The organism is Mesorhizobium helmanticense (assembly GCF_003034915.1).
Classification (GTDB): Bacteria; Pseudomonadota; Alphaproteobacteria; order Rhizobiales; family Rhizobiaceae; genus Mesorhizobium; species Mesorhizobium helmanticense.
The window spans coordinates 21,055-36,420 of sequence record NZ_PZJX01000013.1 but is presented as its reverse complement, the minus strand read 5'-3'; the positions used below and the strand labels follow the sequence as shown (position 1 = coordinate 36,420).

Annotated in this window: 12 protein-coding genes; 5 read left to right on the top strand and 7 right to left on the bottom strand. The window is 62.3% G+C overall.

The window, feature by feature from the left end; all coding sequences use genetic code 11:
* The coding region (locus tag C9427_RS06470) for a PAS domain-containing sensor histidine kinase (protein WP_146172510.1) at window positions 1-1,492 on the top strand (1,492 nt) is incomplete at its 5' end.
* A 229-nt stretch (window positions 1,493-1,721) separates the two neighbouring features.
* Here the strand turns inward: C9427_RS06470 and C9427_RS06465 are convergent.
* A complete protein-coding gene (locus tag C9427_RS06465; RefSeq protein ID WP_107648311.1) occupies window positions 1,722-3,698 on the bottom strand; it encodes an acetoacetate--CoA ligase in 1,977 nt (658 codons plus the stop codon).
* A gap of 199 nt (window positions 3,699-3,897) precedes the next feature.
* On the opposite strand from C9427_RS06465, the gene C9427_RS06460 reads away from it, so the two are divergent.
* Window positions 3,898-5,748 carry an AsmA family protein gene (locus C9427_RS06460; RefSeq protein ID WP_107648308.1) on the top strand — a complete coding sequence of 617 codons (1,851 nt, stop codon included), beginning with the start codon at window positions 3,898-3,900 and terminating at the stop codon, window positions 5,746-5,748.
* Window positions 5,749-5,773: 25 nt separating this feature from the next.
* Here the strand turns inward: C9427_RS06460 and C9427_RS06455 are convergent, their stop codons facing one another.
* From C9427_RS06455 to C9427_RS06425, 6 genes are all read right to left on the bottom strand, one after another.
* On the bottom strand, window positions 5,774-6,592 hold the full coding sequence (locus tag C9427_RS06455) for an ABC transporter permease (protein WP_107648307.1): 819 nt from the start codon (window positions 6,590-6,592) through the stop codon (window positions 5,774-5,776).
* On the bottom strand, window positions 6,589-7,560 hold the full coding sequence (locus tag C9427_RS06450; RefSeq protein ID WP_107648306.1) for an ABC transporter permease subunit: 972 nt from the start codon (window positions 7,558-7,560) through the stop codon (window positions 6,589-6,591). Before C9427_RS06450 ends, C9427_RS06455 begins: the two co-directional genes overlap by 4 nt.
* Before the next feature lie 9 nt (window positions 7,561-7,569).
* Window positions 7,570-8,709 carry an ABC transporter ATP-binding protein gene (locus C9427_RS06445; protein WP_107648305.1) on the bottom strand — a complete coding sequence of 380 codons (1,140 nt, stop codon included), beginning with the start codon at window positions 8,707-8,709 and terminating at the stop codon, window positions 7,570-7,572.
* A 70-nt stretch (window positions 8,710-8,779) separates the two neighbouring features.
* Complete coding sequence (locus C9427_RS06440) at window positions 8,780-9,880, bottom strand: polyamine ABC transporter substrate-binding protein (protein WP_107648304.1); 1,101 nt, start codon at window positions 9,878-9,880, stop codon at window positions 8,780-8,782.
* Window positions 9,881-10,230: 350 nt separating this feature from the next.
* Entirely contained in the window at window positions 10,231-11,184 is a 954-nt protein-coding gene (locus tag C9427_RS06435) for a DMT family transporter (RefSeq protein ID WP_107648303.1), read from the bottom strand.
* A 211-nt stretch (window positions 11,185-11,395) separates the two neighbouring features.
* Entirely contained in the window at window positions 11,396-12,844 is a 1,449-nt protein-coding gene (locus C9427_RS06425) for a helix-turn-helix domain-containing protein (protein WP_107648301.1), read from the bottom strand.
* Window positions 12,845-13,088: 244 nt separating this feature from the next.
* On the opposite strand from C9427_RS06425, the gene aceA reads away from it, so the two are divergent.
* From aceA to C9427_RS06410, 3 genes are all read left to right on the top strand, one after another.
* Entirely contained in the window at window positions 13,089-14,378 is a 1,290-nt protein-coding gene (gene aceA / locus C9427_RS06420) for an isocitrate lyase (protein WP_107648300.1), read from the top strand.
* 52 nt (window positions 14,379-14,430) lie between these two features.
* Complete coding sequence (locus tag C9427_RS06415; RefSeq protein ID WP_006329350.1) at window positions 14,431-14,673, top strand: SMc00767 family acetate metabolism repressor; 243 nt, start codon at window positions 14,431-14,433, stop codon at window positions 14,671-14,673.
* 227 nt (window positions 14,674-14,900) lie between these two features.
* Complete coding sequence (locus C9427_RS06410) at window positions 14,901-15,362, top strand: ANTAR domain-containing protein (RefSeq protein ID WP_107648299.1); 462 nt, start codon at window positions 14,901-14,903, stop codon at window positions 15,360-15,362.
* The last annotated feature ends 4 nt before the right edge of the window (window positions 15,363-15,366 follow it).

Sequence of the window (15,366 nt, the reverse complement as noted above, 5' to 3'; positions counted from 1 at the left end):
ACCGGATATTTCGATCCTCAGCAAGCTGCCAGTGCCGCTGCTCATCCATTCCGGCGACGACCTTCACTACGCGAATGAGGAATTCCTCGGCCTGACCGGCTATGACGCGCTCGACGATCTGGAGGAGGCAGGCGGCCTCGGCGCGCTGTTTGCCGATCCTTACGACGACAGCGCCTCCGAGAGCACCGATCACGCGCTGCGGTTGAAGACGCGCGACGGCCTGGAGTTTCCGATCGAGGCCATTTTGCGCGCGGTTCCGTGGCGTACCGGCAAGGCGCTGATGCTGGTCGTACGCCGTTCCGGCGACGACGACGCACCACCAGCGGCCCTGCACGCTGCCGCCGACGAGCAGACGCAGCCGGACATCCCCGAGCTCAAGGCGCGGATCGCCGAGATGCGCACCATCATCGACACAGCGACCGACGGCGTCGTGCTGATCGGCCGTGACGGAACGATCCGCTCCATCAGCCGCCCGGCCGAAGCACTGTTCGGCTTCGACAGCGACGAGGTGACCGGCAAGCCCTTCGTCTCGCTGTTCGCGATCGAAAGCCAGCGCGCGGCGCGGGACTATCTCGACGGGCTGTCCGAACCCGGCGTGGCAAGCGTGCTCAATGACGGACGCGAGGTGATCGGACGCGAGGCACAGGGGCGCTTCATCCCGCTGTTCATGACCATCGGCAGCCTGCCCAACGACAGCGGCTTCTGTGCGGTGGTGCGCGACATCACGCAATGGAAGCGGGCCGAAGAGGATCTGACCCAGGCCCGCGCGGTGGCCGAGCGCGCCTCCTCGCAGAAAACCGACTTCCTCGCTCGTATCAGTCACGAGATCCGCACGCCGCTTAACGCCATCATCGGCTTTTCCGAGCTGATGGTTGACGAGAAATTCGGGCCGGTCGCCAATGACCGCTACCGCGACTATCTGCGCGACATCAACCGGTCGGGCAACCACGTGCTCGACCTGGTCAACGATCTTCTCGATATTTCGAAGATCGAGGCTGGCCAGCAGGAGATGGCCTACGAGGCGGTGTCGCTCAACGATACGCTGGCCGAAACGGTGGCGATGATGCAGCCGCAGGCCAACCGCGAACGAGTCATCATCCGCTCCAGCTTCGCATCGCGGCTGCCGGAAGTGGTGGCCGACCTGCGCAGCGTGCGCCAGATCGCGCTGAACATCCTGTCGAACGCCATCCGCTATACTCAAGCTGGCGGCCAGGTGATTGTTTCGACCGCCTATGAGGTTTCGGGCGATGTCGTCATGCGCGTACGCGATACCGGTATCGGCATGAGCCAGTCAGAGATCGAACAGGCGCTGAAGCCGTTCAAGCAGATCAACGCGCTGAAACGTGGACGCGGTGACGGCACCGGTCTTGGGCTGCCGCTGACCAAGGCCATGGTCGAGGCGAACCGGGCCCGCTTCACCATCAACTCGACGCCCGGCGAAGGCACGCTGGTCGAAGTCGCTTTCCCATCGACGCGCGTGCTGGCCGAATAAAGAAAAGGCGTCCAACAGGACGCCTTGAATAATGAGATTGCTGTCACAACGGGGCTTGAGCGAATTCAGATCCTCTGGGGATGTCGAGGAACGGGATTTCTCCCTCAAGTTACGCACGACTATCGATGCCGGCCCTTAACAAATCCTTACCGGCGCGCCGGAAAATTTACCAATGTGTACCACTCATGAAATCTAGGTAAATTCGAGCGAGATAATTCGTTAACCATGTTCAGTCGGCCAGCGCCGGCAGGTTGCGGAACAATTCGAGCGCCTCGGGATTGGCCAGCGCCTCCTTGTTCTTGATGGCGCGCCCATGCACCATGTCGCGCACCGCGAGCTCGGTGATCTTGCCCGACTTGGTGCGTGGAATGTCGCTGACGGCGACGATTTTGGCCGGCACGTGACGGGGGCTCGCCCCGGTGCGGATTTTCGTGCGGATGCGTTTTTCCAGCTCGGCGTCGAGCTCGACGTCCGCGGCCAGCCGCACGAACAGCACGACGCGCACGTCATTGTCGAAATCCTGGCCGATGCACAGCGCTTCCAGGATTTCCGGCATCTGCTCCACCTGGTTGTAGATCTCCGCCGTGCCGATCCTCACACCGCCCGGATTGAGCGTGGCGTCGGAGCGACCATGGATGATCAACCCGCCATGAGCGGTCCATTCGGCGAAGTCGCCATGGCACCAGACATTGTCGAAGCGCTCGAAATAGGCCGCGTGGTATTTCTTGCCTTCGGGATCGTTCCAGAAGCCGATCGGCATCGCCGGAAACGCCTTCGTGCAGACGAGTTCACCCTTCTCCTGGCGGAGCGGGTGACCGTCGTCGTCCCAGACGTCGACGGCGAGGCCGAGACCGGGTCCCTGGATCTCTCCGATCCATACCGGTTCCGTCGGCACGCCGAGCACGAAGCAGGAGACGATGTCGGTGCCACCGGAGATCGAAGCGAGGTGCACGTCCTTCTTGATATCGTCATAGACGAAGCGGAAATCCTCCGGCGACAGCGGCGAACCGGTCGAGGAGATGGTGCGCACGGTGGAAAGATCATGCGTGTTGATCGGCTTGAGGCCGGCCTTGCGCACGGAATCGATGAATTTGGCCGAGGTGCCGAAATAGGTCATCTTCTCGGCATCGGCGAAATCGAACAGTGCGTTGCCATCGGGATAGAAGGGCGAGCCGTCATAGAGCAGAAGGGTCGCGCCCGATGCCAGGCCTGATACCAGCCAGTTCCACATCATCCAGCCGCAAGTGGTGAAGTAGAAGAAGCGGTCACCGTCGAGCAGGCCGGCATGGAGGCGCTCTTCCTTGACGTGCTGGATCAGCGTTCCGCCAGCCGAATGAACGATGCATTTGGGAATGCCGGTCGTGCCCGAGGAAAACAGGATGTAGAGCGGGTGCGCGAACGGCAACCGTTCGAAGGCGACAGGCTTGGCGGCAAAGGGAGAAAGCGCCTCTTCGAGCGCCGCTGCCTTGTCGATGGTCACTGCCACGTCGGCCGAGGTGCCGAGATAGTCGACGATGAGAATCTTGCGGACGCCGGGAAGCTTTGCCGCCACGGCCGCGATCTTATCGGCGACCTCGATGGCCTTGCCATTGTACCAGTAGCCGTCCGGCGCGATGAAGACGACGGGCTCGATCTGGCCGAACCGATCCAGCACGCCCTGCTCGCCGAAATCGGGAGAGCAGGACGACCAGACGGCGCCGATGGAGGCTGTCGCCAGCATGGCGGCGACGGTCTCCGGCATGTTGGGCATCATGGCGGCAATGCGGTCGCCCTCTTTCACCCCGAGCGACAGGAAAAGCTGCTGCAGGCGCGAGGTCAGCGCATGGAGTTCGTTCCAGGACAGTCGCCGCTCGACCTTGTCCTCGCCGCGAAAGACGATGGCCGTGCCAGAGCCGGTTTTCTTCAGGAGGTTCTCGGCGAAGTTCAGCTTCGCGTTGGGGAAGAAGGCGGCGCCGGGCATCTTCTCGCCATCGACAAGGACGCGTTCCCTGGCATTCTCGCCAGTCCCCTTGTCGCCCAATATCCCGCAAAAATCCCAAACCAGGTCCCAGAACGCCGCGCGCTCGTCGACCGACCAGCGATGGAGGTCGGCGTAGGAAGAAAATGTTCCGCCGGTTTTCGCCTCGGCTGCCGTCATGAAGGCGGTCATCGGGGCGGAGTCGATCTGGTCCTGCGTCGGTGTCCAGAGTGGTGTTTCGGCAGCCATGATCGTTCCTCCACGGTCACCGTCGCTTATGCATATCGCAGCGCAGCAGAGCAAGATTTTGTTAAGCCCGCCGCGATGGATGTGCGCAAACGCCATCGCCGGGCCATAAAGACTTGAAATGCGTCAGCCCTAAGTCGTAGTGACGACTGGGGTTACACCCATCGGGCGATTTTGTCGGAATGGAAGCAACCGGGGCAATATGGCATCACCTTTGATCCGGCGCGGAATATGGGCGATCGGCGTTGCCGTCCTCGTCATCGCGCTGGTCGTCGCCGCCCTGCCGCTCGTCGCCTCGACCCGCATCGTGCGCGACCGCATCGCCTGGGAGATGAGTGCGTGGAGCGGTTTCAGGGTCACCATCGACGGCGCGCCGCAGATCGAAGTCTGGCCGAATTTTCGTGCCATCCTGACCGATGTGACTCTTTCCCAGTGGACGGAGACCGATGCGCCGCCGGTGATCGAAGCCGAACGGGTCGAGGTCGACCTCTCCGCCATGGCGGCGCTGCGTGGCGACGTGGTGTTTTCGACGGCGCGGCTGGTGCGGCCGACGATCCGGGTTCAACGTGGTGCAAATGGGCTTTTCCTGCCCGCCATACCTTCGGGCGGGCGCATCACGCGCTCGATCGACACGGCTCGCGCAGTGGTCAGCGCCGACCGCGCCAAGCCGGATCTGAGCAAGCTGCCGACAGATCCTTTCGGTACGGTGGAATTCAGGGACGGCCGGGTGGTGACCTCGATCGGCGGCAAGGACACCGAGATCCTGAGCAGCTTGAGTGGCCAGGCGAACTGGGCCGCCATGAACAGCAATGCGACGCTGTCGGCGACCGGTATCTGGCGCGGCGAAAGCGTCTCCATCGATGCCGCATCGCCGAACCCGCTGGTGCTGTTTGCAGGGGGTGCGGCGCCGATCACGCTTTCATTCAAGGCGGCCCCCGCCAGTTTTTCCTTCGACGGCGTAGCGAGCATGTTCGAGAATGCCTATTTCGACGGCCAGGCGAAATTTGCCGCACCCTCGCTGAGGCGGGTGCTCGAATGGTCGCAGGCCGGCATCGCGCCGGGTGCGGCAATCGGCTCGATTTCCGTTTCGAGCAAGGTGACGGCGACCGCCGGCCGCGTCAAACTGGAAAACACCGCGCTGGCCCTGGACAACAATCCGGGAATGGGCGCGCTGGATCTTTCCTTCGGCGAGGCGCGCCCGGTGATCGCCGGGACGCTCGCCTTCGACACGCTCGATCTGTGGTCGTTTCTTTCCGCCTTCACACCCCTGGCGCCCACTGGTGGAACCGGTCCCGCCGAGATCGACACCAGCTTCGCCGACCGGATCAATCTCGATCTCAGGCTGTCGGCGGCCCATGCCACCGCGGGCGCCATCCAGCTTGCCGACGTCGCCGCCACCGCCCAGGTCAAGAACGGTCTTGCCGTCTTCGACATTTCCGATGCATCGGCCTTTGGCGGCAACATCCAGAGCAGTCTTCGTTTCGATCGCAAGCCCGAAGGGACGCAGGTCGAGATCAGGCTGCTTGCCTCTGATATCGACGGTGGCGCGTTCGCCACCGCAGCCGGGATGACGCGGCTGGTGCCGATCGGAACGGGAACCGTCTCCGTCATCCTCAAGGGACCAGGCAGAACCTGGGATTCCATTCTCGAAAATGCCGACGGCTCGGTCTCGGCGACATTCGGCCAGGGTGCGCTGAGCAAGCTCAATCTGCCGGCATTTCTCAAACACACAGAACAGGGCGGATTCTTCGCGCTCGACGATGTCTCCGACGGAACGCTGCCGATCGATGGAGCCGAACTCAAGGCGAGCATTTCGAACGGAGTGGCAAAGATCGACAAGGCCGAGGCCAATTCGGCGAAATACAAGCTCTGGCTTTCCGGCATCGCAACCTATGCCGGACGGGGGCTGGCGCTATCCGGCGGCATCATCCAGCCGGATCAGGCGGCGACGCAGACAAACGGCCAGGGCCCTAGCCAGTCGTCGTTCTTCGTCGGCGGCACCTGGAGCACGCCGTTCATCTCACCGATAAGCCGCGGCGTTTCAGGAGAATAGGCCGCCGGAAGGTGGCGGCCCATTTTCAGCCGCGTTGCGCGGCCTGCTCGTCCAGTTGCCGCTGCACCTCGCGGCGCTTGTTGACGACCGACGCGGCGATGACGCCAACCGCGACGATCGCGATCAAAATGGTGCAGGCGGCGTTGATCTCAGGCGTCACGCCGAGGCGGACCTGACTGTAGATCTTCATCGGCAGCGTGGTGGCGCCAGGCCCGGAGGTGAAGCTGGCGATAACCAGATCGTCGAGCGACAATGTGAACGCCAGCATCCAGCCGGACACGATCGCCGGCATGATGACGGGCAGCGTGATCTGGAAGAAGGTTTTTACCGGCGGCGCGCCCAGATCCATCGCGGCCTCTTCCAGCGAGCGGTCGAAGGTGACCAGGCGAGACTGCACGACAACGGCGACGAAGCACATGGTCAATGTGATGTGGGCAAGGGTAACGGTCATCAGCCCGCGGTCCATGCCGATGGCGACGAACAGCAGCAGCAGCGACAGGCCGGTGATGACTTCCGGCATGACCAGCGGCGCAAAGACCATGCCCGAAAACAGCATCCGCCCCCTGAAGCGCGTGTAGCGTGTCAAGGTGAGCGCCGCCAGCGTGCCGAGCACGGTCGCCACCGTGGCCGAAATGACGCCGACACGCACCGTCACCCAGGCAGCGTCCATCAGGCCCTGATTGTGAAACAGCGAGACGTACCATTTGGTCGAGAAGCCGCCCCAGACGGTGACCAGTTTCGACTCGTTGAAAGAGAAGACGACGAGAAGGACGATCGGCAGGTAAAGAAAGGCAAAACCCAGCACGATCGAGGTGATGTTGAAACGGCTCCAGGTGGCGTTCATTTGTCTTGCTCCTGGGCGCGCGCCTGGGCCCGCTGGAAGAGCATGATCGGCACGATCAGCAGCAACAGCAGGATGACGGCGACGGCCGACGACACCGGCCAGTCGCGATTGGCGAAGAACTCGTTCCATAGCGTCTTGCCGATCATCAGCGTCTGCGACCCGCCGAGCAGATCAGGAATGACGAACTCGCCGACGGCGGGAATGAACACCAGAAGGCAACCGGCGATGACGCCGGGCAGCGACAGCGGAAAAGTGATCTTCCAGAAAGCGCTGGCCGGCGGGCAGCCGAGATCCTTGGCTGCCTCGATCAGCGAATGATCCATTTTCTCAAGGGCGGAATAGAGTGGCAGCACCATGAACGGCAGATACGAATAGACGATGCCGATGAAGATCGCCGTATAGGTGTTGAGGATGATCAGTGGCTGGCTGATGATGCCGGTGGACAGCAGCAACTGGTTGAGCAGCCCCTCGGGTTTCAGGATACCGATCCAAGCATAGACCCGGATAAGGAACGATGTCCAGAACGGCAGGATCACCAGCATCAGCAGCGTCGGCCGGATCGACGCCGGCGCGCGCGCCATGCCATAGGCGATGGGATAGCCGACCAGCAAGGTCAGCACCGTCGAGATGCCGGCAATGATGACGCTCGATACATAGGCGTTGAAGTAGAGCGCGTCCTGCGTCAACCAGGCGTAGTTGTCGAAATTGAGCTCGCCAAATCCGGCGAAGAACCCGGAGATGCCATCCCTGAAATCCAGCACGGGCGTGTAGGGCGGCATGGCGATCGCCGTCTGCGACAGCGAAATCTTGAAGACGATGATGAAAGGGACGAGGAAAAAGAACAGCAGCCACAGATAGGGGATGATGATGACCAGGCGGCCAACGAAGGCCTCCACCAGCCTCGCCGGAACGGTTTTGCCGTCATTGGTTGCCGGGGAGGCTGATACGGCGGTTACAGCGTTCGACATGCTCGTCCCCTACCGTGTCAGAACGACGCCGGCATCCGGCCGGAAGGAAACCCAGGCCCGGTCGTTCCAGGTTAATGGGTCCTCGGTGACGCGGGCCGCGTTCATCGCGCTCGCCCGCACGACATGGCCGTCGTCCAGCTTGATGTGATAGACAGTCATGTCGCCGAGATAGGCGATATCGTACACCTCGCCCTCGATGGCGTTGACGGCATCGGCCGGCTTCTTCGACGACACCTTGATCTTCTCCGGCCTGATGGCGAAGGCGACGGTGGCGCCAGCGGCGGCATCGCCGGCGTTCTCGGTGCGGATGGTGATGCCGTTGCCGGCATCGATGCTTGCGGCACCCGCCGCGCCACGCGCGACCTTGCCTTCGAACATGTTGACGTTGCCGACAAAGCCGGCGACGAAACGGGAGCCTGGCGCCTCGTAGACTTCCGCTGGCGTCGCCACTTGCATCACCTCGCCCTTGTCCATGATGGCGATGCGATCGGCCATGGTCATTGCCTCTTCCTGGTCGTGGGTGACGACGACGAAGGTCAAGCCAAGTTCCTGCTGCAGGTCCATCAATTCGAACTGGGTTTCCTCGCGCAGCTTCTTGTCGAGCGCGCCAAGCGGCTCGTCGAGCAGCAAGACCTTCGGCCGCTTGGCGACCGAGCGGGCAAGCGCGACGCGCTGGCGCTGGCCACCGGACAATTGGTGCGGCTTGCGCTTGGCGAACTGCTCGAGCTTGACCAGCTTCAGCATCTCGCCAACGCGCCTTTCGATATCGGGCCTGGCCATGCCGTCCTGCTTGAGGCCGAAGGCGATGTTGTTCTCGACAGTCATGTGCGGAAACAGGGCGTAGGACTGGAACATCATGTTGACCGGCCGCCGGTAGGGCGGGATGCCGCGCAAATCCTGGCCATCGAGCAGGATGCGGCCGGCGGTCGGCTCCTCGAAACCGGCGAGCATCCTGAGCAACGTCGACTTGCCGCAACCGGACGCGCCGAGCAGGGCGAAGAACTCGCGCTCGAAGATGGTCAGCGACAGATTGTTGACGGCGGTGAAGTCACCGAACCTCTTGGTGACATTTTCGAATTGAATGTAGGGCTTGGCGTTCGGGTCGTTCCAGGGCGCAAAATCCCTGCGGATGCTGCCAAGCGATTTCATGTCCCACTCCGTCCCTTGCCCCTGAAGAATTCGACCCCGGCAGCCCAGCCGCCGGGGTCGTGTCAGATTATTATTGTCCCGTAATAACCTTGGTCCACGACCTGGTGACGAGACGTTGCGTCTTGGGGTCGTATGGACCCACGGTAAACAACTTGGCCAGCATCGCATCGGTTGGGTAAACGCCCGGGTCATCAAGGATTTCCTTGCTGACGAGCGGCTGCGAGGCCTTGTTGCCATTGGCGTAGAAAACATAGTTGGTGGATTTGGCGATCACTTCGGGTTTCATCATGTAGTTGATGAATTCGTGGGCCTCGGCGACATGCGGCGCATCGGCCGGGATCGCCATCTGATCGAACCACATCTCCGCGCCCTCCTTGGGGATGGAGTAGGCGATTTCGACACCCTTGTTGGCTTCCGCCGCACGGTCGCGGGCCTGGAAGAGGTCGCCGGAAAACCCGACCGCCACACAGATGTCGCCATTGGCGAGCGCGTTGATGTATTCCGACGAATGGAATTTGCGGATCGACGGGCGAATGCTCAGCAAGAGATCCGTGGCCTTGGCAAGGTCATCGGGAGAGGTCGAGTCGGGCTTGAGGCCGAGATAATTCAGCACGGTCGGAATGATGTCCGTCGGCGAATCCAGGAAGTAAACGCCGCAACCTGCGAGCTTGGCGATATTCTCCGGCTTCAAAACCGCATCCCAGCTGTCGATCGTGTCGACGCCAAGGGCTTCCTTCACTTTCTTGGTGTTGTAGCCAATGCCGGTCGTACCCCACATATAGTTGACCGAGTATTCGTTGCCGGGGTCGAACTTCGCAACCCGGTCCGCCACCTCACCCCACATATTGGTAAGGTTGGGCAGCTTCGACTTGTCCAGCTTCTGGTAAACCCCGGCCTGTATCTGACGGGCCAGGAACGGGCTTGCCGTCGGCACCACGACATCATAGCCGCTGCCACCGGCAAGCAGCTTGGTTTCGAGAATTTCGTTGGAATCATAGGTGTCGTAGACGACCTTGATGCCGGTTTCCTTGGTGAAGTCGTCAATGATCGAACTGTCGATATAGTCCGACCAGTTGAAGACGTTGACGACGCGGTCCTGGGCATGAGCGCCGGACGCGAACAGAGCCAACAATGCCGAAGTCGCCGAAAGCCAGAGCGCTTTGCGGATCATGCCATTCTCCTTTGGTGATTGTACCGTCGCCGGCCCGGCAGCGTCCGCGCGGCCGGCATCTGCTTCAGATTATTGAGCTTTCCAGAAGGCAACAAGCGTGAATCGCCGGCACCATGCCGGAGCGATACAGGCAGGGCCTGGTGTTTCCATTGTGGTCGGGATGGCGCTCCGTCGCCGTCAGAAGCTTTCGCCGCTGCGCGGGCAGAAATACAATGATGCGCTCCGGTCTGGATCAGGCCGGCGGAGAGACTTGGCAAGATACGCCTGTCTTGTTGTTGCCGTATTTGCAGCCTGCCCGCGCGGCTGCCGCATTGTCAATGGCCCATCTCGGTTTGGCGCGTGCGCTGCCATCAATTAGGCGACGGCATGCCGGTGACACCTGGCCGCACGGGCCGCGCCTGACGCTTGAATTCGAGCCCGATATGGACGAGCAGCGCCGTGACCACGACAGCGCCGCCGACAATGGTGCGTGCCGATGGCACCTCGGAGTGGATGAGCCAGACCCAGATCGGTCCGAGGATCGGCTCGAATGTGCCGAGCAGGGCGGCGATTGCCGCCGGAACGAGCCGGGCGCCGGTGGCGAAGAAGGCAAGGCCAAGACCCAGGTTGACCACCCCGAAGGCAAAGAGGAAGCCCATGTCGCGGCTGGAAACGGCAAATTCCGATGCCTGTGACGCCGCGAATGCGGCGGCGAGCATCGTGCCGAGGCAGGTGGCCGGCGTCATGCGCACATGGGCAAAGCGGCGCGTGATGACGGTGGCGATCGAAAACATGACGGCGATGAGCAGGGCCAATCCGTCGCCGATGGGCGAGACGGCGCCGTCGAGGGATTCCGACACCATGATGGCGACGCCGGCAATGACCGCGCCAATCGCCACCCAGGTCGCCATGGCTACCCGTTCACGAAACAGCGCCCAGGCCAACAACGCCGCCAGCAGTGGCACGCCGGCCTGCATCAAGAGGATGTTGGCGACGGTGGTATAGGCAAGGGCCACGACGAAGCAAGTCGAGGCGGTGGCGAAGCAGAAGGCCACGGCAAGGCCGGGCGGGCCCATGTCGCGAAACAATTTCAGCGTACCGCGCCAGCCGTCGCGCCAGATCATGAAGCAGACCAGGAAGGCGGCGGCCCAGACCGAGCGCCAGAACACCACGGTCCAACTGTCGCCGCTGTCGATGAAGCGCGCAATGGTGCCGCCGAAACTCCACATCAGCGCCGACAGGAACACCAGGAGGAAGCCGATGCGCTCGCCCTGCGGCGAGACAACAGGCGTAACGGCCATCGGTGATGATGCGGTATCGGTCATGGGCGCGACTGTCGGCGATTTAGGTTCTTGTTTTTGTGCATGTCGTTGTCGCAAAACCGCGGAGCACTTTTTGCGCGACATGCACCAGAGCGGCAAGATACGCAACGGACGACGAAAACGTGCCTCATTCGCGTAACGCAAAGGCAGCGACCGGGCGTGATCCACCGGACGGCGACAATTGTGGCAAAGACGGCAAGGTGCCTGCGACCTCTCACTGAAAATCGAAGGCGCTCAGTCCGGTCACCATCTCATCGAGGCCGAGCGGGCGCGTGACCGGCGGCTCGGCGCGGGCGAGGCAGCCGATGCGTTCACAGAGCCGGCAGGCGGGGCCTATCGGTGTCGCCGGATTGGTTCCCTGTCCAGGTTTTGCGGCGGCAGCCACGCCCGGCAGTGCCGCGCCGTAGACGATCTCGTCGCGAAAGCCGATGTCGCAGCCCAGCAGAAGTGCCGTGCGGCGCGGGCGTTCCGCAAACGCGCCCTGTGGCCCTTCGAGCGTGCGGGCGACGCAGAGGAACTCGGCGCCATCGGGCATTTCCACCGCCTCGACGAAGATCTGGCCGGGCTGTGTAAAGGCGGCATGGACAGGCAGTTTGGGACAGCCGCCGCCGAAGCGGCTCTGCGGAAAGCCCTGGCTGCCCGCCTTGCGGAAGCGGTTGCCGGCATTATCGACCTCCAGCATGAAGAACGGCACGCCCGACGCGCCCTGCCGCTGCAGCATGGTCAGGCGGTTCGCGGCCTGCTCGAAGGAGACGCCGAAACGCGAACGCAATACGTCGATGTCGTAGCGCGCGCGGTGGGCGGCCGCCTGAAAGGCCTGATACGGCATCATCAGCGCGTGGGCGGCGTAGCGGCCAAGTTCGAAGCGCGCCAGCCGGCGGGCCTCGTCCGTGGTCAGCTTCAGCGCCTGGATCTCGCCCGCCACCGCGACCGTCATGCGGATCAGGCAGGCCTCCATCGCCACTTCGCGCAATTGGTCGAACGGCGACAGGCGCTCGGACAGAAACAGGCGCTGCGAATGGCGGTCGTAGCGGCGGCGCCAGTTCGGCATGGTGGCGACCGGCAGCACCTTGACGACGATGCCGTATTCGCGCTTCAGCCAGGCCTTCAGCGCACCGAACAGATCGTCGCCGGGATCGAGCACCGCCGTGAAGGCTTCGGCCTCCGCCTCGAGCGCGGCGAAATGGTTCGGCCGGCGCTCGAAAATCTCGTGCACTTCGTCGATAGGCAAGCGGGCGCCGGAAAGCGCGGTAGCCCTGCCCTCCCGCGCCAGCAACTCGTTGAGATCGGAAAGCCGCTCCGCCTGCTCGCGATAGGCGCGGAACAGTTTCACCACCGCTGCGGACGCATTGGGCGCCGCCTCGGCAAGCTCGATCAGTTCCTGGTCGCCCGGCAATTCGCCGACCAGCAACGGATCCGCGAAGACTTCCCGCAAGGCGGCGACCGCCCCTTTCGCCTCGCCCTGCAATTCGTGCGGGTCGACCTTGTAGACGGAGGCCAGCTTCAGGATCAACTGGACCGTCAGCGGCCGCTGGTTGCGCTCGATGAGATTGAGATAGGACGGCGAGATGCCGAGCCCTTCGGCCATCGCCGTCTGGGTCAGGCCCTTGGCGTTGCGGATGCGGCGAATGCGCGGTCCGGCGAATATCTTTTGCTCAGCCATGATTTCTTTACACGAATTTACAACAAGATCGTGTTTCGATTTGCGGGTTTCGCCTTTACAATATTTACAAATTTACAGCCGCACAGTGTCAAACGCAATACAGGTTTTCCCTTATTTCCCTGCTATTCCTGTGGTTTTTCTGGCCAATTTTCCGAGGCAGTGTAAATGATGTCACATCCGACGACGCGAAGTTTTCCACGACCTGGCGTTTTCAAAACCCGACATAGATGCACTCGGAGTACCCATGACTGATTTTTACAATCTCGTCCCCTCGGCGCCGGAAGGCCGGTTTGACGGTGTCGAACGGCCCTATTCACCCGAGGACGTGAAGCGGTTGCGCGGTTCCGTCCAGATCAGGCAGAGTCTCGCCGAAATGGGCGCCAACCGGTTGTGGAAGCTCATCCACGAGGAGGATTTCGTCAACGCGCTCGGCGCCATGTCGGGCAACCAGGCGATGCAGCAGGTGCGGGCCGGCCTGAAGGCAATCTATCTGTCGGGCTGGCAGGTCGCCGCCGACGCCAACACTGCGTCCGCCATGTATCCGGACCAGTCGCTCTACCCCGCCAATGCGGCGCCTGAACTGGTCAAGCGCATCAACCGCACGCTGCAGCGCGCCGACCAGATCGAGACCTCCGAGGGCAAGGGGCTTTCGGTCGATACCTGGTTCGCGCCGATCGTGGCCGATGCGGAGGCAGGCTTCGGCGGACCGCTCAATGCCTTCGAGATCATGAAGGCCTTCATCGAGGCGGGAGCCGCCGGTGTCCATTATGAGGACCAACTGGCGTCTGAAAAGAAATGCGGCCATCTCGGCGGCAAGGTGCTGATCCCGACCGCCGCCCATATCCGCAACCTCAACGCCGCGCGACTTGCCGCCGACGTGATGGGCACGCCGACGCTGGTTGTCGCCCGCACAGACGCTGAAGCCGCAAAGCTGCTCACCTCAGACATCGACGAGCGCGACCAGCCCTTCGTCGACTATGGCGCGGGCCGCACGGTGGAAGGTTTTTATCAGGTCAGGAACGGCATCGAGCCGTGCATTGCGCGGGCTATCGCCTACGCGCCCCATGCGGACCTGATCTGGTGCGAGACCTCGAAGCCCGACCTGGCGCAGGCCAAGAAATTCGCCGAGGGCGTGCGCAAGCACCATCCCGGCAAGCTGCTCGCCTATAATTGCTCGCCGTCGTTCAACTGGAAGAAGAACCTCGACGACGCCACGATCGCCAAGTTCCAGAGGGAGCTCGGCGCCATGGGCTACAAGTTCCAGTTCATCACGCTGGCCGGCTTCCACCAGCTCAATTTCGGCATGTTCGAACTCGCCCGCGGCTACAAGGCTCGACAGATGGCTGCCTATTCCGAGCTGCAGGAAGCCGAGTTCGCGGCCGAAGCCCATGGCTACACGGCGACCAAGCATCAGCGCGAGGTCGGCACCGGTTATTTCGACGCCGTATCCATGGCGATCACAGGCGGCCGGTCCTCGACAACGGCCATGCATGAATCGACCGAGCACGCCCAGTTCAAGCCGGCAGCGGAATAGCAGAACGGAAACAAGTAGAGGAAACGCCCAAAGCGGGCCAAGGAGAAAACCAATGGCATCGATCAGCCGTGTCAAGGAACGGGCCGAAGAACAGGCCACCACCATGAATGTCGATCAGCAGGCGACCATCCGCATGCTGGCGAATGACCTGCACAGACTCAACCAATCCGTCATGAAGGCCGTCGAGGCGGGCGTGTCGGTGGAGCTCGTGCGTTCGGCAAGACACCATGGCGGCGACGGCAATTGGGGCGACCTGCTGATCCCGGTGATCGTCACGCAGCGGAGCCAGGGCTGACCGAACCGATGAATTCGGACCTCACCTGCGCAGTTTTTCTGCGCAGGTGAATTTCGTTTCCACAGCCCTTAATGCCGGCTCAAGCTTAAAGACTTAACTTATATTTTATCGCTTGCGGCGACCTCTTCGAAACCCGCCGTTTCAACTTGACACGGGACGCGATCTCACGCCAATTGTCGCTCTGTTTCAACTCTGCATTGAAACAGAGACAAGTGGTTGTCCTGCCCATGCGCCCCGTGAATCGCGAGACCAAGACTGCAAGCCACCTGACTTTGGTGAGCCGGAACGGGGAGTCCGAAATGCTCACGGACTTCACCCGCGTGCTCGTCGTAGGAAAATCGCCGGTCAACCGGGTGGTGGTTTCGAAAATCGTTGAACGATCCGGGCTGAAACCGATCTCGGAATCGCCCGAAACCGCAGCAGCGGCGTTGCGATCGCTCATTCCCGGCGCGGTCGTCCTCGACGGCGGAGCCGACAACAAGGACTGCGACGCGCTGCTGTCCGGTATCGGCGCGCTGCGGCGGACGTCGGGCAAGTTGCTGCCTTCGGTAATCCTGCTTTCAACCAAGAATGGCACACCCGAGAGCTTGGGCTTGTCCAGCGTCGTCGACGCGGTGGTGGTCAAGCCGATCACGCCCGAACGTCTGCAGCCGGTGATCGACAACCTGATCGCGCTCGCACGCGGCTAGCCGG